The following is a 20,318-nucleotide window of genomic DNA, read 5'->3' on the forward strand; positions in this document are numbered from 1 at the left end:
AGGCTGACGTGGCGACTCAATCGACCATCGAGTGGACTGAGCAGACGTGGAACCCAACCACCGGTTGCACCAAGGTTTCACCGGGGTGCAAGAACTGCTACGCGGAAGTGATGGCGCGCCGGCTCCACGCCATGGGCGCGCCCGGCTACGAGAACGGGTTCAAGCTCACGTTGCATGAGACCCGGCTCGAACAGCCCCTGCTGCGCAAAAAGCCGACAACGTACTTCGTCAACAGCATGAGCGATCTGTTCCACGAGGCCGTTCCGGACGCCTTCCTGGATCGTGTGTTCTCGATCATCGAGCGTACCCCTCACCACACGTACCAGATCCTCACCAAGCGCGCGGAACGGTTACCGGAGTACTTTGCTCGCCGTGCCTGCCCGAGAAATGTTTGGCTTGGAGTGTCGGTCGAAGACAAGAAGTACGGCGTTCCGCGCATCGCACACCTGCGCAAGGTAGATGCGCATATTCGATTCTTGTCCGTCGAGCCGCTGCTGGAAGACCTCGGACGAATCGACCTGCGCGACATTCACTGGGTCATCGTCGGTGGCGAGTCCGGGCACAAAGCCCGGCCGATGCGAGAAGAATGGGTGGCGAACGTACAGGCCCAGGCCGAGGCTGCTGGTGCGGCATTCTTTTTCAAGCAATGGGGCGGCTGGGGTGCCGACGGTGTCAAGCGCCACAAGAAGGCAAACGGCCGCATCTTCCGGGGCCGCACGTGGGACGAGTACCCGGAAGCGATGACTTGCGCTTAGAAGTCGAACTTACCCTGGCCTTCCACGTTGGACGCGGTTGCCCAGAACTTGTGTGCGAGCTCGTGTTTCGCTGCTAGCAACAACCAATACAGGGGCTGGTTCTTCCCGCCCTTGAGCAGCCTCATCTCGGTGGATGGCCACACCCCGAGGTCTGCTACCTTTCCTCGCCAATACTGGAGGACCTGTTGCCGCAACGCTTGCTGCGATTGGTCGCGGGCTACCTTGTCCCGCCATCCCGGCGCGAAGGAATCGAAGGCAGATTCATCGGCAATCGCGTAGGAAACCGCATTCCGCTGCAAGTCCATTTGACTGACGTGAATCAGCATGTCGATTCGCTTCAGGCTGGCCAACGCGACGATGATGTCGAAGCTCAGGTTGGCCAGGTCAAACGGATCAAGGAAGGCAAAATTCAGGCCGTAGGGATTCACCCGGGTGACGACCTCTTTCACGGCCTGTGCTGCAGCACCATCAATTTCAATGACTGGTGCATTCAACTGCCGCAGTCGTTCGGCGGCCGCCCGCCGCCGTTGTGCATCGAGGTCGGCAATGTAGATCTGCGTGAAGGGTGCTCCGCCTTCACAGCTTTTCTTCCACGCAGCAACAACGCCACCGTCAATCCAATCCCCAGTCTCCCGGACCTGGCACCTGCCTGGTCCGCAGAAGAGGTCGATGAACGTGGCGCCCCCTTTTCGATCACCGATGTACTTTGCTCGGGTTGCGCGGGAGATGTCGATGTACCGGCAAAGGTAGTCATGCTTCTCTTTGGCCCAGCTGCCCACCTCCTCAGCCGGCATCCCGTCGTCACCTTCGATCAACTTTCCCATCGATGATCACCTCGTCCCCTCTGGTTCTTCGATCTGGACCTGCTCTTACGGTGTCGGTCGATCTACGGTCTTGGGCCTGCTGGCTGCAGTGGGCATCACATCCCAATCTTGACGTTGTACCCAAGCGCTCGCAGTCCCTTACTCGTACGCATGTTCCTCGGCGGATACTCGTCAGGCCTGGCCCAGCCGACGATCTCGCCAAGACTGCTCAGACCGATATGAGGGATTGCCCAGTCGTCACTGCGAATGGCATTCCAAATGCGCTCTGCCACATGGCCACTTCCCCACACAACGTAGTTCAGCAGATCGAGCATCGTCTTGCCTTCGCGCGAGCGTTGCTTCCACAGCCACTCGCCGAACTTCTGCACCTTGTCGTCGCCAGCCTGCGGTCGGTCGGGCAAGCCCAAGTGCTCGTTTTCCTGCTTGATCGCGTGATCTCGGATCGCGTGCACCCGGGAAACGGCATCCACGAACTCCTGTTCGGTCAGTTTGAGAATGCGATCGCGTGCCAGCAGCTCGCGCAGCCGGGGCGACCACTCATAGATCGTGCGCTCTTCAAACGAGTGGTCGAAGTCGGCCTCGTGCCACCACTCCAGCGCGTCGCGCAGCGCCAGTTCCGGGTTCTTCGAGTTCCTGGCGAAGAACTCCTCGTAAGGATGACGGTTTCCATCCTTGACCTGCTTGTAGTAGGGCACTTCGCATAACCCCGTTTCCGAAGGCTGAACCGGCATGAGGGCGCCCGCGTCGTTCAGTTCGGGGTTCTCGGTGCCGCTCAGGCCCCGTCATCGCAGCCTTGGCGGGCGCCCGAGGCCCTGCAAAACGGCGTTTGCAGGCTGCAGCGGGCGCACCTCTGCCTTCATCGCGCACACCCGCACGGGTCATGGCGCACCAGCCAGACCAGCCGCTTGGCGTTGTACGCCGCGCACTTCAGCAGGATCGCCAGTTCGTTTCTCGCCAGCGTCATCGCCCGCACGCACTTGCCGCCCAACTGCTCGAGGCCGGCGAACACATGTTCGCCTCTGGCGCGGACGCGGTTGATCGCCTTGTTGCGCGCGTCCAGTCGCACGCGCCGCTCCTGCCCGGGCTTGGCACGCCGCGCGATGCCGTCGCGCAGCCCGTGGGCCTGCAGCAACTGGCGGTTGGTCTGCGCGTCGTAGCCTCGGTCGGCCAGCAGCCGCGCGCCGGTGTTGGCGCGGTCCAGCACCTCCTTGAGCGTCTGGCCGTCATCGACATTGGCCGGCGTGACCTTGACCCGGCGGATCAGCTTGTAGCGCGCGTCCGCGTTGGCGTGCACCTTGTAGCCGTAGAAGCTCTTGCCGTGCTTCTTGGTCCAGCGCGCGTCGCGGTCGGTGTGCTGCAGCCGCTTGGCATTCCAGCCCTCGGGCCTGCGGCCTTCGTTGAGCGCTTCGCGCTCGTCCTTGTTCGCCTGGGTGAGCGGTGCCTGCACGATGCTGGCATCCACGATCTGCCCGCCGCGCGGGATGTAGCCGTGCTGCTGCAACTGCAGGCTCACCGCCTCGAAGATGGCGCGCCCGCCCAGTCCCCCTTGGGCCAAGCGCTGCTTGAAACTCCACAGCGTGCGCGCATCGGGGATGTGCAGTGCTCCGTCCAGGCGGCAGAAGTGCGGCAAGCTCATGCGGTCCAGCACCTGGTACTCGCAGTCCTCGTCGCTGAGGTTGTACAGCGACTGGATGAACAGCAGCCGCACCATCACCTCGGTGGGGTACGGCGGGCGCCCGCCTTTGCTACGGTCAGCGCGAGGGCAGGCGGTGTCGACCCGGGCGGCAATGGCCGCGAAGTCGATCAGTTCGTCCATTGCTGCCAGGTTGGCGATGAAGCCGCCGAGCTTGGCTTGGCGCTGGTCCTGCACGAAGCCGCAGCCTGCGGATGTACCGGTTCGGCAGTGACATCCTCCATTTCCTCGTCTGGACGATGGGCCAGCCGATACAGAATCGGTAGCACCAGCAGCGTCAGCACGGTGGAAGACAAGATGCCTCCGATCACTACGGTAGCCAGCGGGCGTTGCACTTCCGCGCCTGTTCCCGTGGCAATCGCCATCGGGATGAAACCCAGCGACGCCACTAGGGCCGTCATCAGCACCGGCCGCAAGCGTGTCAGCGCGCCCTCGCGGATGGCTTCATCCAGCGGCGTTCCGTCCTCGCGCAAGCTGCGGATGTAGGAAATCATCACTAGGCCATTGAGCACGGCCACACCTGACAGCGCGATGAAGCCCACGGCAGCGGAAATCGACAGAGGAATGTCGCGCAGCCACAGCGCCAGAATGCCGCCGGTCAAGGCAAACGGAATACCGGTGAAGACCAGCAAACCATCCTTGACATTGCCGAACATTGCAAACAGCAATACGAAGACCAGAAGCAACGACACAGGGACGACGATTTGCAATCGCTGTGTCGCGGACTGCAGGTTTTCAAATGTGCCACCCCAGCTCGTCCAGTAGCCTGCGGGAATCTTGACCTGCGCCAAAGCAGCTTCAGCATCGGCCACAAAGGAACCGACATCACGGCCACGCACGTTGGCGCTGACCACGATGCGGCGCTTGCCGTTTTCCCGGCTGATCTGGTTGGGGCCGGGCGCCAGCTCGAAGCTCGCCACCTCGGCCAGTTGGATGAAGTTGGTTCGGCCCTCGCCGCCGCCCGCGCCACCCGTTGCGCGCGGCAGAGGAATCGGCAGGCGCTTCATGCTTTCCAAGTCATTACGCAAGGACTCGGGCAAGCGCACCAGAATGTCGAAGCGGCGGTCGCCCTCGAACAGCGTGCCGGCCTCGCGCCCACCGATGGCGGTGGCCACGGCGTCCTGGATGTCGGCCACGTTCAGCCCATAGCGCGCGGCTTTCTGGCGGTCGATGTTCACGGTCAGCATCGGCAAGCCGGTGGTCTGCTCCACCTTGACTTCGGAAGCGCCGGGAATCTTCTGCAGCATGGACGAGACCTCCTCGGCCGTCTTGTTCAAGACATCCATGTCGTCGCCAAAAATCTTCACCGCCACATCGCTGCGCACCCCCGAGATGAGTTCGTTGAATCGAAGTTGGATCGGCTGGGAGAATTCGTAGTTGTTACCCGGTATCTTGCCCACGACCTCCTGAATGGCCGCCAGCAATTCGTCGCGCGACTTGCGCGGCTCGGGCCACTCAGACATTGGCTTGAGCATGATGTAGCCGTCAGAAATGTTCGGTGGCATGGGGTCGGAGGCAATTTCCGCCGTTCCAGTGCGTGCAAATACACGGTCGATCTCTGGAAATTTGGCTTTCAGCGTTGCTTCCAGTTGCTGCTGCATCGCCACCGATTGCGACAAACTGGTGCCAGGAATGCGCAAGGCCTGAATGGCGAAGTCTCCTTCGTTCAAGCTGGGCACGAACTCACTGCCCATGCGCGTTGCGATCAAACCGCACAGCACCACTGCCACGGCTGCGGCAGCCAACACAACAGCCTTGGCCTCCATCACGCGATCCAGCAGCGGGCCATACCAGCGCTTGGCTTGCACCATCAAGAAGTTTTCCTTCTCGCTGACGCGGTTGCCAATGAACAGTGCGACCGCAGCCGGAATGAAGGTCACCGACAGGATCATGGCCCCCACGAGTGCAGCCACCACCGTGAACGCCATCGGGTGGAACATCTTCCCTTCCACCCCCGTCAGGGCGAAGATGGGCAGGTAGACCACCATGATGATGAGTTGCCCGAACAGCAGCGCGCGGCGTGATTCCTTCGATGCCAGGAACACCTCGTGAAAGCGTTCCGCCCGCGTCAACGGCCTGCCGTATTGAGCTTGCGCATGCGCGAGACGACGGACACAGTTCTCGACAATCACAACCGCACCGTCGATGATGATGCCGAAGTCCAGCGCCCCGAGGCTCATCAGATTGGCACTCACCTTGTTGGTCACCATCCCCGTGAAGGTGAACAGCATTGACAAGGGAATCACGGTCGCCGTGATGATGGCCGCTCGAATGTTGCCCAGGAATAGGAACAGGATCACGATCACCAGGATCGCACCTTCCAACAAATTCTTCTTCACCGTGCTGATGGCTTTATCCACCAACACGGTACGGTCGTAAACGGTGACCGCATGCACGCCTTCAGGCAGGCTGCGGTTGATTTCTTTCATTTTTTTGTCGACGGCCTGGGAAACCGTTCGGCTGTTTTGCCCGATGAGCATGAAGGCCGTGCCCAGCACCACTTCGCGCCCGTTGGCTGTGGCGGCACCCGTGCGCAGTTCACGCCCCAGCCCAACCTCGGCCACGTCACGCACCCGGATCGGCACACCACCGACGCTGCTGACGATCACGTTGCTGATGTCCTCCAAGGTTTTGACCTGACCGGGCGCTCGAATCAGATATTGCTCGCCACGCTTTTCGATATAGCCCGCGCCCACGTTGCCGTTGTTGCGCTCCAATGCCGTCACGATGTCCTGCAAGGTGACGCCCAGCGAGGTGAGGCGCTCAGGATTAGGGGCGATCTGGTATTCCTTGGAATAGCCGCCAATGGAGTTGATTTCTGTGACGCCGGGCACGTTGCGCAACTGTGGCTTGATGATCCAGTCCTGAATCTCGCGCAGATCGGTGGCCGTATAGGGTTGGCCATCAGGCTTCTTCGCACCATCCTTGGCTTCGACCGTCCACAGGTAGATCTCGCCCAAGCCGGTCGAAATCGGACCCATGGTCGGGGTAATTCCGGGGGGCAACTTGTCGCGCGCCTCCTGGATGCGTTCGTTGACCAATTGGCGCGCAAAGTAGATGTCGGTGCCATCCTTGAAGATCACAGTCACTTGCGACAGCCCGTAGCGGGACAAGGAACGGGTCTGCTCCAGATTGGGAAGACCCGCCATCGCGGTTTCAATCGGGTAAGTCACACGCTGCTCGATTTCCAGAGGGGAATATCCCGGCGCTTGGGTGTTAATCTGCACTTGGACGTTGGTGATGTCCGGCACTGCATCGATGGGGAGCTTCTGGTAGTTGAATACGCCGACGGCCGCCATACCGATGACTGCTAGCAACACCAACCATCGATGTTCGATGGCTGCTCGAATAAGTTTTTCAAACATGTGCGCGACTCCGGTATCAATGGGTGTGTTCGGCAGAGGCTTTGCCGAGCTCAGACTTCACGACAAAACTTCCTGCTGCCGCGTAGGGAGCCCCCGGCTTGAGTCCTTGCACCACCTCGACCCGCTTGCCATCACTGCGGCCCAACTGCACGGGCTGGGCAATGAAGCCTCCGTTCACTTTCAGGAACACCACGGGCTTGTCGCCCAAGGTCTGAATGGCGTCACTGGCCACAGTCACGGGTACTTCCGCCTCCGATGCAGTCACCTCCACACTGACAAACAGACCAGGACGCCAAACGCCCTTGGGGTTGGACAAAACCACGCGGGCCTTGGCCATGCGGGTTTGTTCGCCAATCAGCGACCCAACAAAGGTGATGACGCCAGTAGCGCTGGCATCGAATGCAGTTGCCTTGATGGTCACTTTTTCGCCGACTCTAACCAGCGGCAAGTCCTTGGCTGGCACGTTGATTTCAGCCCAAACCTGCCCCAGATCGGACACGGTAAACACGGCGGCGTCTTCCTTGACGGCTTCACCCAGGCTCAGATGCTTTTCAATCACCAAGCCGTCGAATGGCGCGCGCAGCTCGAAGCGATTGAGCCCCCCCGAAGATCCTGATGTCAGACCCAAGGCGGACAGCTTCTGCTGGGCGTTGGCCACGGCGACCTCTGCCTCGTGTAAGGCTTGCTTGGCTTGCAGGTAGTCCTGCTCGGCAGAGATCTTCTGCTCCCAGAGCCGCTTTTCACGCTCATACGTGGTCTTGGCCAAGGTCAATCGCTTTTGTGCTGTCTGCAACTCGCTGCGCAGCTCTGATGCCGCCGGGCTGGCGATGACGGCCAAAACTTGGCCTCGTCTGACCGCCTGCCCCAGACTGACCTGCACACTCTCGACCACCCCCGCAATGCGCGGAACAATGTGCGAAGTCCGGTCTTCATTCAGACGAATTTCGCCTGGCAATTGCAAAACAGACTTGATGCGCGCAGGACCTGCCGTGTCGATGCCAATGGATGCGGCCTTGATTTGTGCATCGCTAAGCTCGACCTTCCCTTCCTCTTGGTTCAGGACGAACATGAAGGACTCGGTGGCAGTCTGGGCAACGATGCTGATCTCGAACGCGTGTGGCTCGGGCACCACCTCACGGCTCACCAGGCTGTCCTTGTCAGGTGCAAAGTTGAGGGTCTGCGTCTCTCCGGTCAAGCGCGTGATGGTGGCGCTGACTTTGGCTGCATTGTTTGGAAGCGGCTTATCTTTGCTGAACAGCCAGATCCGCAGGCGTGGTTCGCCTCCGTCCTCGGCCAGCAAAGCCTCCAGCCCAAAATCTCCTTCCTTGAACAGCTTGCCGCCATGAGGCCCCTTGCTGGGGCCTTCGTGGTGCTCGCCGTCAGCGTGGCCTTTGTCATGATCGTGCCCATCGCCACTCGTCTTGCCGTGGTGCTCACCATCACTGTGCGCTTTCGCTTCAACGTGGCTGCCATGACCGTGGCCATCATCTTCCGCCGTCTTGCTTGTCTTGTTGCTCAGAATGGCGGTGCCAAGCACTACGCCAGTCACGGCAATTGCAGCGATGGCGACCAACTGCTTTTTGCTGATGTTCAGTTTTTTTGTGTCGATTTTCATATTCATTCCTGATTGGATGGCTTGTCGGCATTCGGGGTGGAGTCGCCGAGCACCCGGTCAATGTCCGCCGCCGCGCGATGCGCTTCGGCCAGTGCCTTGAGGTATTGGGACTTGGCGGCGAAGTAGGTGCGCTGCGCGTCTAGCACTTCGAGGAAGTTGAACTTGCCGTTCTCGAATCCGATGGTGGCTGCGTCGTAGGCACTCTTAGCCCCGGGGAGTACGTCCCGTTGCAAGACCTCGACTTCCCTGCGAATGGCGTCCAGCCGCTCGCGGGCTTGCATCACTTCAGTGCCGACTCGCACGTTCAACGCCTGGAGTTCGTCCCGGGCTTTGTCTTCGCGCTTCAGCGCTTCCAGCAAGTTGCCCTGATTGCGATCAAACAACGGCAACGGCACGGAGACGCCGAACAGCAGCTGATCACGCTGCAGCTCATTGGAGCGCTTCACTCCCAGGCTGAAGGTGACATCGGGTACCCGCTTGCTGCGCTCCAAATCGACCAGTGATCTGCGGCGTTCCACCTCTAGCTGCGCACGACGCAAGGTTGGCGAGACAGACAGGCGTTGCTGGACACTGTCGAAGCTTGGAACGGGCGGGAGCGCTTCAATATTGCCCGCGACGAGGGTGAAGCGAGGTGGATTGGCACCCAGCAAGCTGGCAAGACGTCCCCGAGCGTTGCGCAGCTCGCTTTGCGCCTGGGCGAGTTCAACGCGCACCCCGGCCTCAGCCACCCGGGCCTTTGATTCTTCGACGGGAGAAACCTTACCCGCTGCCACGCGCTTGGCAACCGCGTCGGTCGCTTTTCTCGCCAAATCGACACTGTCAAGAGCCAGTGCTACACGCTCCTGGGCTGCCAGCGTTTCGAAGAAGGCGGCGACCACAGCGGCGCGAATTTCGACGCGCCGCGTGTTCAGTTCTTCAACTGCGACGTCACGCCCTCGCTCTGCCGCGGCAATGCGGGCAGCGCGCTTGCCCCCCAGCTCGATGGGCAGATTGATCTGGACGCTTTGCGTGCGGGTTGGCGTGCGTTGGTCTTCGAGCGAGTACGCCAGCTCGGGATTAGGACGTACTCGTCCCTGAATTACCTGGCCCTCCACGGCCTCGATCTCCCGTTGGGCGACAGTCAGGTCAAGATTCGCCTCCAAAGCCAGCGCGACGGCCTTTTGCAGGGTCAGGGGCGTTGCTGCTTCAATCTGCTCTACGCCGTTGGCGCTCTGCCCAAGAGCTGGTGCCGTCGGCAATAACTGAGCGAAAGCCGTCCCCGTCATGAGCGCAAGGAGCAAGCCTGCCGCAACCGCCCTCGCGTTGTAATTGTGAATATCCTTCAGCATCCGATTCTCCAGTGATTTGAAATACACAAGGGAATCGGCGGGGGGGCGATCCAGATGATCGCCAGCAACGTCATCACATCAGCCGCGCGAAGCCGGCTGGATACCGTAGCGCGCCATGCGCGACGGCAGGGGTGAGGACGAAGGGAAAGGAACGCGCTCCCCGCCGATCAGGCGAGGACACGCCACTGAGGGCGCTCTAAACGTTCAGGTGGAGGCGCAGCAAGGTGCTCCGGGAGATACCCCGTAACCAGGGACGGGCTGACTGGCGACGCCAGCTTCACATCCCCTGACAAGACCGAGAAGCACCCGGCATGACAGGACGCGCAATCAGGATCGCCACCCAGGGTCTTGGCCGGATCAGGGCTGGCATCCTTGCCGTCGGCCGCCTTGTGCTGATGCGCATGGTGGCCGAAGTGCTTGGCCGCAGCTCCGGTTTCATGCTGGCAATAACTGGCCACTGCCGCCCAACTGAATTGAAGCGGCAAGAACACCAGCAAGACGAGGGCCAGCCATTTGCGCATAGGGGTAACAGTGTAGCAGCTACAGGGCACTTCGCAAAACCCCATTTCCGAGAGCTGAACCGGCATGAGGGCGCTCGCGTCGTTCAGTTCGGGGTTCTCGGTGCCGCTCAGGCCCCGTCATCGCAGCCTTGGCGGGCGCCCGAGGCCCTGCAGAACGGCGTTTGCAGGCTGCAGCGGGCGCACCTCTCCCTTCATCGCGCACACCCGCACGGGTCATGGCGCACCAGCCAGACCAGCCGCTTGGCGTTGTACGCCGCGCACTTCAGCAGGATCGCCAGTTCGTTTCTCGCCAGCGTCATCGCCCGCACGCACTTGCCGCCCAACTGCTCGAGGCCGGCGAACACATGTTCGCCTCTGGCGCGGACGCGGTTGATCGCCTTGTTGCGCGCGTCCAGTCGCACGCGCCGCTCCTGCCCGGGCTTGGCACGCCGCGCGATGCCGTCGCGCAGCCCGTGGGCCTGCAGCAACTGGCGGTTGGTCTGCGCGTCGTAGCCTCGGTCGGCCAGCAGCCGCGCGCCGGTGTTGGCGCGGTCCAGCACCTCCTTGAGCGTCTGGCCGTCATCGACATTGGCCGGCGTGACCTTGACCCGGCGGATCAGCTTGTAGCGCGCGTCCGCGTTGGCGTGCACCTTGTAGCCGTAGAAGCTCTTGCCGTGCTTCTTGGTCCAGCGCGCGTCGCGGTCGGTGTGCTGCAGCCGCTTGGCATTCCAGCCCTCGGGCCTGCGGCCTTCGTTGAGCGCTTCGCGCTCGTCCTTGTTCGCCTGGGTGAGCGGTGCCTGCACGATGCTGGCATCCACGATCTGCCCGCCGCGCGGGATGTAGCCGTGCTGCTGCAACTGCAGGCTCACCGCCTCGAAGATGGCGCGCCCGCCCAGCCCGCCTTGGGCCAAGCGCTGCTTGAAACTCCACAGCGTGCGCGCATCGGGGATGTGCAGTGCTGCGTCCAGGCGGCAGAAGTGCGGCAAGCTCATGCGGTCCAGCACCTGGTACTCGCAGTCCTCGTCGCTGAGGTTGTACAGCGACTGGATGAACAGCAGCCGCACCATCACCTCGGTGGGGTACGGCGGGCGCCCGCCTTTGCTACGGTCAGCGCGAGGGCAGGCGGTGTCGACCCGGGCGGCAATGGCCGCGAAGTCGATCAGTTCGTCCATTGCTGCCAGGTTGGCGATGAAGCCGCCGAGCTTGGCTTGGCGTTGGTCTTGCACGAACAGGTCAGCGCCGGGCTGAGAGCGCCAGAAGGACGAGGGCTTGATGCGCGGGGTGATCATGGGCGACATCATGCCGGCTCACTGGCGACAACGGTTAGGGAGGTTTCGAGAAGTGCCCTATGGCGTGACATGGCGCGACCGCCCGATCCGCAGCAGCTTAGGCGGCCTTCTTCGCGGCGAGCTGGCGCAGCACGTAATGCAGGATGCCGCCGTGGCGGGTGAGGGAGGGCCGCTTGCGCGGCACTGCCGCGCGGCCCTTCCGAACGCCCGCGCCGCTGGCGCGGGCGGGGCTTCCGCCCGATCCGCAGCGGCTTAGGCGGCCTTCTTCGCGGCGAGCTGGCGCAGCACGTAATGCAGGATGCCGCCGTGGCGGAAGTATTCGACTTCCTTCGGCGTCAGCAGCAGCACGCGCACCTCGAAGCGGACCTCGCCGCCGTCGGCCTTGCGGGCGATGACGGTGGCGGTCTTCGACTGGCCGTCGGCGAGGCCGACGATGTCGTAGGTCTCGGTGCCGTCGAGGCCGAGCGTCTGCGCGTTCTGGCCGTCGAGGAACTGCAGCGGCAACACGCCCATGCCGACCAGGTTGGAGCGGTGGATGCGCTCGAAACTCTCGGCGATCACCGCCTTCACGCCCAGCAGTTTGGTGCCCTTGGCCGCCCAGTCGCGCGAGGAGCCGGTGCCGTATTCCTTGCCGGCGATCACCACCAGCGGCACGCCGTCGGCCTTGTACTTCATCGCCGCGTCGTAGATCGCCAGCTTCTCGCGCGAGCCGTCCTTGCCGAAGTAGATCGTGTTGCCGCCTTCCTCGCCGCCCAGCATCAGGTTCTTGATGCGGATGTTGGCGAAGGTGCCGCGCACCATCACTTCGTCGTTGCCGCGGCGCGAGCCGTAGCTGTTGAAGTCGGCCGGCTGCACGCCGCGCGAGATCAGGTAGCGGCCCGCCGGCGAGTCCTTCTTGATGCTGCCGGCCGGGGAGATGTGGTCGGTGGTGATCGAGTCGCCGAACAGACCCAGCACGCGCGCGCCGTGCACGTCGTCGATGGTGCCGACGTTCATGCTCATGCCGTCGAAATAGGGCGGGTTCTTGATGTAGGTCGACGAGGCGTCCCACTTGTACGACTCGCCCTCCGGCGATTCGATCTGGTTCCAGCGGGTGTCGCCCTTGAACACGTCGGCGTAGTTCTTGGCGAACATCTCCGGGCCGATGGTCGCGGCGATGACGTCGCCGATCTCCTTGTTGCTCGGCCAGATGTCGCGCAGATAGACCGGCTTGCCGTCGGGCGTGTGCGCCAGCGGGTCCTTGCTCAGGTCGATGTCGACCGTGCCCGCGATCGCGTAGGCGACCACCAGCGGCGGCGAGGCGAGGTAGTTCATCTTCACCTCGGGGTGCACGCGGCCCTCGAAGTTGCGGTTGCCCGACAGCACCGAGGCGACCACGAGGTCGTTCTCGGCGATCGCGCGCGAGACCTCGTCCGGCAGCGGGCCGGAGTTGCCGATGCAGGTGGTGCAGCCGTAGGCGACCACGTAGAAGCCGAGCTTCTCCAGATCGTCGAGCACGCCGGCCTTCTTCAGGTAGTCGGTGACCACCCGCGAGCCCGGTGCGAGCGAGGTCTTGACCCACGGCTTGGCCTTCAGGCCCAGTCGCGCGGCGTTGCGCGCGAGCAGGCCGGCACCGAGCATCACCGCCGGGTTGGAGGTGTTGGTGCAGGAGGTGATCGCGGCGATCACCACCGAGCCGTCGGTGAGCTCGCAGTCCTGGTCCTGGATGCGCAGCTTCGAGATCGGACGGGCGGCCAGGTGCGCGGCCTGCGGCTGCGCACCGCCCTCGGCGGCCATGGTCTCGACCGCCGCCTTCGGCGTGCGCTTGGCGGTGAGGCCGGCGATCGCGTCGCGCGCGTTGGCCTGCATGTCCTGCAGCAGCACGCGGTCCTGCGGGCGCTTCGGGCCGGCCAGCGACGGCTTGACGTCGCCGAGGTCGAGATGCAGCACCGCGGAGTACTGCGCTTCCGCCTGGCCGGGCTCGTGCCACAGGCCCTGCGCCTTGGCGTAGGCCTCGACCAGCGCGATCTGCGCCTCCGGACGGCCGGACAGGCGCAGGTAGTTCAGCGCCTCGGCGTCGATCGGGAAGATGCCGCAGGTGGCGCCGTACTCGGGCGCCATGTTGGCGATGGTGGCGCGGTCGGCCAGCGGCAGGTGCTGCAGGCCGTCGCCGAAGAACTCGACGAACTTTCCGACCACACCGAGCTTGCGCAGCATCTGGGTGACGGTGAGCACGAGGTCGGTGGCGGTGGAGCCCTCCGGCAGCCGGCCGGTCAGCTTGAAGCCGACCACCTGCGGAATCAGCATCGACGAGGGCTGGCCGAGCATCGCCGCTTCCGCCTCGATGCCGCCGACGCCCCAGCCGAGCACGCCGATGCCGTTGATCATGGTGGTGTGCGAGTCGGTGCCGAACACGGTGTCCGGGAACGCCTGCAGCACGCCGTCCACTTCGCGCTCGACGACCACGCGCGCGAGGTACTCGAGGTTCACCTGGTGCACAATGCCGGTGTTGGGCGGCACCACCTTGAAGTTGCGGAACGCCTTCTGGCCCCAGCGCAGGAAGCTGTAGCGCTCCTTGTTGCGCTCGAACTCGATCTTGCCGTTGAGGTCGAGCGCGTCCGGACGGCCGAACACGTCGACCTGCACCGAGTGGTCGATCACCAGCTCGGACGGGATCAGCGGATTGATCTGGGCCGGGTTGCCGCCGAGCCGCGTCACCGCGTCGCGCATCGCGGCGAGGTCGACCACGCAGGGCACGCCGGTGAAGTCCTGCAGCACCACGCGGGCGGGCATGAACGCGATCTCGGTGTCCGGCTCCTTCAGCGGATCCCACTTCGCGACCGCCTCGATGTGCTCGGGCAGCACGGTGACGCCGTCCTCGTGCCGGAGCAGGTTCTCCAGCAGGATCTTCATCGAGTACGGCAGCTTCGCCAGATCGAATCGCTGGGCCAGTTTCGGCAGGCTGTAGTAGGTGTAGGTCTTGCCGTTGAGGTCGAGATGCGCGCGGGTGGCGAAGGAGTCGGCCATGTGGGGCTCCGTGGCTGCAGCGAGGAGGGGAGAATCCGCGCGGCGCGCGGAGACGGCGCCGGCGTCAGGCGCCCAATTATGCCGGAAATGGCGACCTTCCTGCAGCGATCGGCATGCCTGCGCGGTCTCAGCCGAGGTGCGCGCGCACCGCTTCCAGCAGCGCGCGGCGCCGCAGCGTGAGGTCCCACAGGCTGCCGCCGAGCTGCCGCCAGAGCATGGCCGAGCGCACGGCGGCGAGCAGCACCGCGCGCACCTCGGCGACCACCCCGGGCTGTCCGAGGTAATGCGGATTGCCCTGCACGAGCACGCGTGGACGCAGGTGGCTCAGGGTATCGGCGTAGAGCGCGCCGAGCGCGGACAGCACGTCCGGATGCGTGCCGCCGAGCTGCGCGGCGCGCGCGGTCTGCGCCTGCAGTCCCTCCCGGACCCGCCGCATCATGTCCTCGTCCTGCGCGAACCGCCGTTCCAGTTGCAGCACGGACAGGGCCAGACGCGGCAACTGCTCGTCCCGGCCGCGGCTTTCGAAGTAATCGCGAAGGAGCACCAGCCCGTCGCGCACGCGCTCGGCGCCGCCGTACACCGCGGCGGTGCTGGGCGCCTGGAAGCGGAACACCGAATCGATCGCGGTCGCCAGGGTGGCGGCGTGGGCCTGGCCGGTCTCGGCGATGCGGCGCACCTGGGCCAGCGCCTGGACGAGTCCGGCCAGCGCCAGCGCGCGCTCGGACATCGGTTGCGGTCGCGACGGGCCAGGCGTCATGCGGCATGTGCTCCCAAGCGTTGCTCCAGCGGAGCGTCGGTTCGTTCGATCACCGCCCCGCCGAGGCAGATCTCGCCGTCGTACAGCACGACCGACTGGCCGGGGGTGACCGCACGTTGCGGGCGGTCGAAGCGGACTTCAAGCCGGCCGTCGTCGTTCACCCGGACTTCGCAGGGCTCGTCCGCCTGGCGATAGCGGGTCTGGGTCGAGCAGCGGAACACGGACGCGGGCGGCTGGCCGGCGATCCAGTGCGCGGGCTCCGACCACAGGCGCCGCGAACGCAGGTACGGGCTGTCCGCGCCCTGGTCGACGTACAGCACGTTGCCTCGCACGTCCTTGCCGACCACGTACCACGGCGCCGCGGCATAGCCGCGCACGCCGCCGATGTTCAGCCCTTCGCGCTGGCCGAGGGTGAAGTAGAACACCCCCGGGTGCTCGCCGATGCGGTCGCCCGCCGGGGTGCGGATCTCGCCCGCGCGGGCGGGCAGGTAGCGCGACAGGAACTCGCGGAAGTCGCGTTCGCCGATGAAACAGATGCCGGTCGAGTCGCGCTTGGCCGCGGTCGGCAGACCGGCCTCGGCGGCGATGCGGCGCACCTCGCGCTTGAGCAGGCCGCCGAGCGGGAAGCGGGTGGCGGCCAGTTGCGCCTGGCCGAGCTGGTGCAGGAAGTAGCTCTGGTCCTTGCTGCGGTCGACCGCGCGCAGCAGCAGGTGGCGGTCGCCGCGGCGCTCCACCCGGGCGTAGTGCCCGGTGGCGATGAACCCGGCGCCGAGCGCGTGCGCGGCGTCGAGGAAATGCTTGAACTTGATCTCGCGGTTGCACAGCACGTCCGGATTGGGCGTGCGTCCGGCGGCGTACTCGGCGAGGAAATGCGCGAACACGCCGTCCCGGTATTCGCGCGAGAAATCGCGGAAGTGGATCGGAATGCCCAGGCGCCCGCACACCGCCACGGCGTCGCGGCGGTCGTCCTCGGCGCGGCAGTCGCCGCTGCCGTCGTCGGCCCAGTTGCTCATGAACAGGCCGGCGACGGGTTCGCCGGCGTCGCGCAGCAGCAGGGCGGCGACCGAGGAATCGACGCCGCCCGAGATGCCGACGATCGTGCGCACCCCGCTCATGCGAGGTGGCGAGCCAGGTGCAGCGGGTGGCGCTGCCCGCCCAGGAAGTCGGCGACCGCCTGCCAGACCAGCGGGCTGCGGTGGCGCGGGCGGGCATCGCGCAGCTCGGCGGGGGTCATCCACAGCGCGCGGACGATGCCCTCGTCGAGGGTGCGGACGGAGTCGTGCCGCACCGGCACCGCGGCGAAGGCGAACCGCAGGTAGTGCCGGCCGGGACCGTCCGGTCCGTCCGGCGCCTTCCACTGGTAGGCGCCGACGAACGCGGTGAGCTCGACCTCCCAGCCGGTTTCCTCGAGCGTCTCGCGGCGGGCCGCCTGCAGCAGGGTCTCGTCGGGTTCCAGGTGCCCGGCCGGCTGGTTCAGCACCAGCGCCCCGCGCACCGCCTCCTCGACCATCAGCAGCCGCCCGCCGTCCACGACGATCGTGGCGACGGTCACGTCCGGCTGCCAGAAGCGGCCCTCCCGGTAGCTCACCTCAGAACGCGTCCTTGCCGGGCGTCAGCTCGGCTTCCATCTGGTCGGCCGTGCGGAAGGCGGCTGCCATGGCGTCGTCGAGGGTCTCGGCATCGGCGTCGGCCGGGATCTTGACCACGAACACGCCGTACTTGTCCTGCTTCACCCAGCCGCCGAGCTTGCTGTCCTGGCTGTCGGCCAGCAGGCGGTTGGCCACCGCGGCCGGCAGGTCGGAGCCCTTGGATTCGTAGCCGGGCGACCAGATCTCGCGCACACGCACCGAGCCGAAGCTCTCCAAGGTCGACCGCACGAACACGAGCTGGGTACGGCCGTCGTCCAGTTCGAAGACGAGCTGGTAATCGCCGTCGTCGTCGATTTCGTACTGGTAATCAAGGGATTTGAGCTGGCGGCCGATGAGAGGGTCGGGCTCGGCGGCGGCGGCCGCCACCGGAGCGAGACAGAGGGTTGCGAGCACGGCAAGGACGACGGCAGGGCGCATGGCGGTGTCTCCGGTTGGCTGAACGATTGTGCGGGGAAACCGGGAGCCCGTCCACGCCGCTTGCGCGCACCGTCGGCCGCGCTCACGCTTCGTATACTGGTTCGCATGTCAAAGAAAACCGAGCACGAACATCACCACGGCGTACTCGTGGAGACCGGCAAGCCGGAGCTCGCGCGTCCGCCGCTGTACTCGGTGGTGCTGCTGAACGACGACTACACGCCGATGGACTTCGTGGTGGAAGTCCTGATGCGTTTCTTCCCGCTCAACATCGAACAGGCGACGCAGATCATGCTCCACGTGCACACGCGCGGTCGCGGCGTCTGCGGCGTGTTCACCCGCGAGATCGCAGAGTCGAAGGTGGCGCAGGTGAACGAATATTCAAGACTGCACCAGCACCCCCTGTTGTGCACCATGGAAAGGGCCTAAGAAGAGCCGTACGGCGGCGTCGGCTCCGGAGATGGAAAAGCGGACGGGTGCCCCCACCTAGGGCCTGTTAACACTATCGCAACGATTCGACGATCAGTGCGAAGTGGATGAAGGCCGCAAACATGACGTCGAGCTTGTCGAAGCGGCTGAAGATGCGGCGGAACCCTTTCAGACGGCGCAACAGGCGCTCGATTTCGTTGCGGCGCTTGTAGATCTCGGTGTTGTACGCCCATGGCTGGGCCCGCAGCGGATGCGGCGGCACGACCGGATCCAGGCCCAGATCCAGCGCGAGCTGCCGGATTTCATTGCCCTCGTAGGCGCGATCCATGACCAGATGGCAGCGCGCGGGCAGGGGTGGCAGGGCATGCAGCAGGGCGCGACCGGCTGGGGCATCGCCCGCCTGGCCCGGCGAAAGCGAGAAGGCTAACGCGCAGCGGGAATCCGCGGCAGCCATATGAATTTTGGTGGTCCAGCCTGCGCGGGAGCGGCCGATGGCCTGCGGGCCGTTTTTTTTCGTGCGCCGGTGCCGTCCGGGTGGACCTTGACGATCGTACTGTCCAGGCTGACCGCCTCCAGCCGCACCCGGAGCAGCTGTTCGGCCTGCATGCGCTCGAAGACCCGATCCAGGACCCCGGCCTTGGCCCACCGGTTCATCCGCGTGTAGATCGTGTGCCAGTTGCCGAACCGCTTGGGCAGGGCCCGCCACTTGCAGCCATTTTCGGCCACGAACAGGATCGCGTTGAGCACTTGAAGGTTGTCCAGCGACACATTGCCCCGCTGCCGCGGCAGGCAATCCTCGATACGCGCGAATTGCGCAGGCGTAAGTTCCATGCGCAGTATGTTAGCACGTAGTGTTAACAGGCCCTAGCGCGTCTCGACCTCGAACCCCACCACATTGCGCTGCTGGCGGCTGAACTCGATGCCGACCAGATGCAGCGGCCGGCCATCGGCGCGGTATTTGTCCGCATAAGCCTTGGCCCGCAGCTGCGCCAGCGCCTGCCCGGTGGCCTGGTCGGGCACCACCTTGAACTCGAACAGATAGATGCGCTCAGGGAGTTTCACGGTGAGGTCGATGCAGCCCTGGTTGGTGACGTCTTCGGCAATCAGCTCCAGGCCCAGCGCGGCCAAGTGGCTGTAGAAGACGCTGGCCCAGTAGCCCTCGTACTGCGTGATGGGGTTGTTGCGGTACCAGTCGTGCGGGATGGCGGCGTAGAGGCTTTCCAAGTGGTGGCGCAGGGCGCTGGCATCGGCGCGCTGCAGCGCTTCGCGCAGGAACCGCACCCCGGCGGCCCAGTCTCCATCCGGGGGCAACCAGGCGTGCAACAGCGCGTGGTTGAGCGCCGTACGCACTTCCTGGTTGGGCAGTCGCAGGTAATACTCGGGCAGGCCGGGGCCGCTTAGGCGCTCGGCAAACGTCAAATAACCCGTCTGCCACAGCAGGGCCTCCGCGCGCATGTGCTCCACATCAAAGGCCGACAGCAGTTCGTCGGTGGCAAACAGGCGCTCGAGCTTGGGCGTGAAGGTGCGGTGGCGGCGCAGCCACTCGACCAAAAAGGTCGGCGTGCCGGTCTCGAACCAGTAGGGGCGGAATTCGCGTTTGTCAAACAGCAGCAGCAGGTCGAACGGGTTGTAGACCGCCTCGCCCAGCCAGTTGTAGCCGTTGTACCAGTCGCGAATGGCTTGCCGGTCCAGCCCCTGCAGCTCCGGTGCGAAGACCGTATCGAGATCAGTCTCGGTGTAGCCACAAATGGCCGAGTAGGCCGCATCGACCGTGATGTCGTTGAGGTTGTTCAGCCCTGAGAAGATCGAGACCTTGCTGATTTTGGACACGCCGGTCAGAAACGCAAAGCGGATGTGCGCGTCGCTGTCTTTGATCACCGAGTACAGATTGCGCAGCCCCTCGCGCAGGGTTCGTGCCACTTCGGGGTCGCTCAAGTTGTCCAGGATCGGTTTGTCGTATTCATCGACCAGCACCACGGCACGCTGGCCATGGTGCGCGACCGCGCGCTCGATCAGGCGCTTGAAGCGCAGGTGCACGTCTTGCGGCGGTGGGGGTAGCTCCACCCCCAGGCGCTGCGCGTTGTCATCGAGCAGGGCGTGGATGTGTTCGTCCAGCCCCCGCCCGTCGTGCAGCCGCCCACCGCCAAAGCTCAAGCGGATCACCGGGTGCTTGCGGCTCCAGTCCCACTTGTCGTGTACGAACAGGCCGCGAAAGAGCGGCTCGTTGCCGGCGAAGAGCTCGGCCAGCGTGTCGAGAAAGAGGCTTTTGCCAAAGCGGCGCGGGCGCGAGAGGAAGTAGTACTTGCCACTGGCAGCCAGCCGGTGCGCAAACGCCGTCTTGTCGACGTAGTAGTAGCCCTCCTCGCGGATCTCGCGCAGGGTCTGGATGCCGATGGGGAGCTTTTGGCGTTGCACGCAGTGATTATGTCACCGCCCCTTGCCGCAGTGGGCGGTGCGCACTGAAGGGACGCAGTCCACCGAGAGATAGACGCGGGTGCGGCACCAGCAATGGCGCTCGGTCAAGAGAGGACAGAAACGCCACGTCCGAGCGGGAGGAAGAATTCTGTGCTGAGTGCGTGGCCCCCATGCGCGAGCTGCTCGGGTCGATCCGCTGGTGCACGACAAGCCTCATTCTCCCCACGGGCCCAGGGGCGGCGCGCCTGGGTCCGTGCGCTGACTGCTCCTCAAATCGTA

Annotated in this window: 16 protein-coding genes and 1 pseudogene; 2 read left to right on the forward strand and 15 right to left on the reverse strand. The window is 64.5% G+C overall.

Annotation, left to right across the window (positions count from 1 at the left end; translation table 11 throughout):
- Positions 1-8: 8 nt before the first annotated feature.
- Positions 9-755 carry a DUF5131 family protein gene (locus tag ACPYIS_RS04985; RefSeq protein WP_019562217.1) on the forward strand — a complete coding sequence of 249 codons (747 nt, stop codon included), beginning with the start codon at positions 9-11 and terminating at the stop codon, positions 753-755.
- On the opposite strand, the gene ACPYIS_RS04990 is transcribed toward ACPYIS_RS04985, so the two are convergent.
- The 13 genes from ACPYIS_RS04990 to ACPYIS_RS05050 all read right to left on the reverse strand — a co-directional run bounded on the left by ACPYIS_RS04990 (position 752) and on the right by ACPYIS_RS05050 (position 17,198).
- Positions 752-1,579: a three-Cys-motif partner protein TcmP gene (locus ACPYIS_RS04990; RefSeq protein WP_424859868.1), complete on the reverse strand. Its 828-nt coding sequence runs from the start codon at positions 1,577-1,579 to the stop codon at positions 752-754. The genes ACPYIS_RS04985 and ACPYIS_RS04990 overlap by 4 nt on opposite strands.
- A gap of 95 nt (positions 1,580-1,674) precedes the next feature.
- Positions 1,675-2,274 (reverse strand): hypothetical protein, encoded by a 600-nt coding sequence (locus tag ACPYIS_RS04995; RefSeq protein WP_425973937.1) that lies wholly within the window; start codon positions 2,272-2,274, stop codon positions 1,675-1,677.
- Positions 2,275-2,435: 161 nt separating this feature from the next.
- Positions 2,436-3,449, reverse strand: coding sequence for an IS5 family transposase (locus tag ACPYIS_RS05000; protein WP_424895004.1), 1,014 nt, complete (start codon positions 3,447-3,449; stop codon positions 2,436-2,438).
- Positions 3,383-6,637 (reverse strand): CusA/CzcA family heavy metal efflux RND transporter, encoded by a 3,255-nt coding sequence (locus ACPYIS_RS05005; protein WP_424859866.1) that lies wholly within the window; start codon positions 6,635-6,637, stop codon positions 3,383-3,385. The genes ACPYIS_RS05000 and ACPYIS_RS05005 overlap by 67 nt, the downstream gene beginning before the upstream one ends.
- Before the next feature lie 16 nt (positions 6,638-6,653).
- On the reverse strand, positions 6,654-8,252 hold the full coding sequence (locus tag ACPYIS_RS05010; RefSeq protein ID WP_424859865.1) for an efflux RND transporter periplasmic adaptor subunit: 1,599 nt from the start codon (positions 8,250-8,252) through the stop codon (positions 6,654-6,656).
- A 2-nt stretch (positions 8,253-8,254) separates the two neighbouring features.
- On the reverse strand, positions 8,255-9,580 hold the full coding sequence (locus ACPYIS_RS05015; protein WP_424895002.1) for a TolC family protein: 1,326 nt from the start codon (positions 9,578-9,580) through the stop codon (positions 8,255-8,257).
- Positions 9,581-9,747: 167 nt separating this feature from the next.
- Entirely contained in the window at positions 9,748-10,101 is a 354-nt protein-coding gene (locus ACPYIS_RS05020; RefSeq protein WP_424895001.1) for a hypothetical protein, read from the reverse strand.
- A 191-nt stretch (positions 10,102-10,292) separates the two neighbouring features.
- Positions 10,293-11,369, reverse strand: a complete 1,077-nt coding sequence (locus ACPYIS_RS05025; RefSeq protein WP_424859298.1) for an IS5 family transposase — start codon at positions 11,367-11,369, stop codon at positions 10,293-10,295.
- Positions 11,370-11,621: 252 nt separating this feature from the next.
- Positions 11,622-14,375 (reverse strand): aconitate hydratase AcnA, encoded by a 2,754-nt coding sequence (acnA, locus tag ACPYIS_RS05030; protein ID WP_133599423.1) that lies wholly within the window; start codon positions 14,373-14,375, stop codon positions 11,622-11,624.
- A gap of 127 nt (positions 14,376-14,502) precedes the next feature.
- A complete protein-coding gene (gene hflD / locus ACPYIS_RS05035) occupies positions 14,503-15,102 on the reverse strand; it encodes a high frequency lysogenization protein HflD (protein ID WP_144326907.1) in 600 nt (199 codons plus the stop codon).
- Positions 15,103-15,128: 26 nt separating this feature from the next.
- A complete protein-coding gene (mnmA, locus tag ACPYIS_RS05040; protein ID WP_424894999.1) occupies positions 15,129-16,247 on the reverse strand; it encodes a tRNA 2-thiouridine(34) synthase MnmA in 1,119 nt (372 codons plus the stop codon).
- The gene (locus tag ACPYIS_RS05045) at positions 16,244-16,720 is read right to left on the reverse strand and encodes an NUDIX hydrolase (protein WP_146472744.1); all 477 of its coding nucleotides are present in this window, start codon (positions 16,718-16,720) and stop codon (positions 16,244-16,246) included. The genes mnmA and ACPYIS_RS05045 overlap by 4 nt, the downstream gene beginning before the upstream one ends.
- A 1-nt stretch (position 16,721) precedes the next feature.
- Positions 16,722-17,198, reverse strand: coding sequence for a hypothetical protein (locus ACPYIS_RS05050; protein ID WP_144326904.1), 477 nt, complete (start codon positions 17,196-17,198; stop codon positions 16,722-16,724).
- Positions 17,199-17,303: 105 nt separating this feature from the next.
- Here ACPYIS_RS05050 and clpS point away from each other — a divergent pair, with 105 nt between their 5' ends.
- Positions 17,304-17,624, forward strand: coding sequence for an ATP-dependent Clp protease adapter ClpS (clpS, locus tag ACPYIS_RS05055; protein ID WP_144326903.1), 321 nt, complete (start codon positions 17,304-17,306; stop codon positions 17,622-17,624).
- Positions 17,625-17,697: 73 nt separating this feature from the next.
- Here clpS and ACPYIS_RS05060 read toward each other — a convergent pair.
- Positions 17,698-18,455: pseudogene (locus ACPYIS_RS05060) on the reverse strand (IS5 family transposase).
- Between the two features lie 33 nt (positions 18,456-18,488).
- Positions 18,489-20,039 carry an ATP-binding protein gene (locus ACPYIS_RS05065; RefSeq protein ID WP_144326966.1) on the reverse strand — a complete coding sequence of 517 codons (1,551 nt, stop codon included), beginning with the start codon at positions 20,037-20,039 and terminating at the stop codon, positions 18,489-18,491.
- Between the last annotated feature and the right edge of the window lie 279 nt (positions 20,040-20,318).

It is taken from the genome of Tepidimonas sp. HKU78 (genome assembly GCF_049860815.1).
In the GTDB taxonomy this organism is placed as follows: domain Bacteria; phylum Pseudomonadota; class Gammaproteobacteria; order Burkholderiales; family Burkholderiaceae_C; genus Tepidimonas.

Excerpts from the sequence above, each read along its gene's own strand:
- ACPYIS_RS04990 (WP_424859868.1), bottom strand. The coding sequence starts at position 1,579 with ATGGGAAAGTTGATCGAAGGTGACGACGGGATGCCGGCTGAGGAGGTG.
- ACPYIS_RS05005 (WP_424859866.1), bottom strand. The coding sequence starts at position 6,637 with ATGTTTGAAAAACTTATTCGAGCAGCCATCGAACATCGATGGTTGGTG.
- ACPYIS_RS05010 (WP_424859865.1), bottom strand. The coding sequence starts at position 8,252 with ATGAAAATCGACACAAAAAAACTGAACATCAGCAAAAAGCAGTTGGTC.
- ACPYIS_RS05015 (WP_424895002.1), bottom strand. The coding sequence starts at position 9,580 with ATGCTGAAGGATATTCACAATTACAACGCGAGGGCGGTTGCGGCAGGC.
- ACPYIS_RS05020 (WP_424895001.1), bottom strand. The coding sequence starts at position 10,101 with ATGCGCAAATGGCTGGCCCTCGTCTTGCTGGTGTTCTTGCCGCTTCAA.
- ACPYIS_RS05025 (WP_424859298.1), bottom strand. The coding sequence starts at position 11,369 with ATGATCACCCCGCGCATCAAGCCCTCGTCCTTCTGGCGCTCTCAGCCC.
- acnA (WP_133599423.1), bottom strand. The coding sequence starts at position 14,375 with ATGGCCGACTCCTTCGCCACCCGCGCGCATCTCGACCTCAACGGCAAG.
- hflD (WP_144326907.1), bottom strand. The coding sequence starts at position 15,102 with ATGTCCGAGCGCGCGCTGGCGCTGGCCGGACTCGTCCAGGCGCTGGCC.
- mnmA (WP_424894999.1), bottom strand. The coding sequence starts at position 16,247 with ATGAGCGGGGTGCGCACGATCGTCGGCATCTCGGGCGGCGTCGATTCC.
- ACPYIS_RS05050 (WP_144326904.1), bottom strand. The coding sequence starts at position 17,198 with ATGCGCCCTGCCGTCGTCCTTGCCGTGCTCGCAACCCTCTGTCTCGCT.
- clpS (WP_144326903.1), top strand. The coding sequence starts at position 17,304 with ATGTCAAAGAAAACCGAGCACGAACATCACCACGGCGTACTCGTGGAG.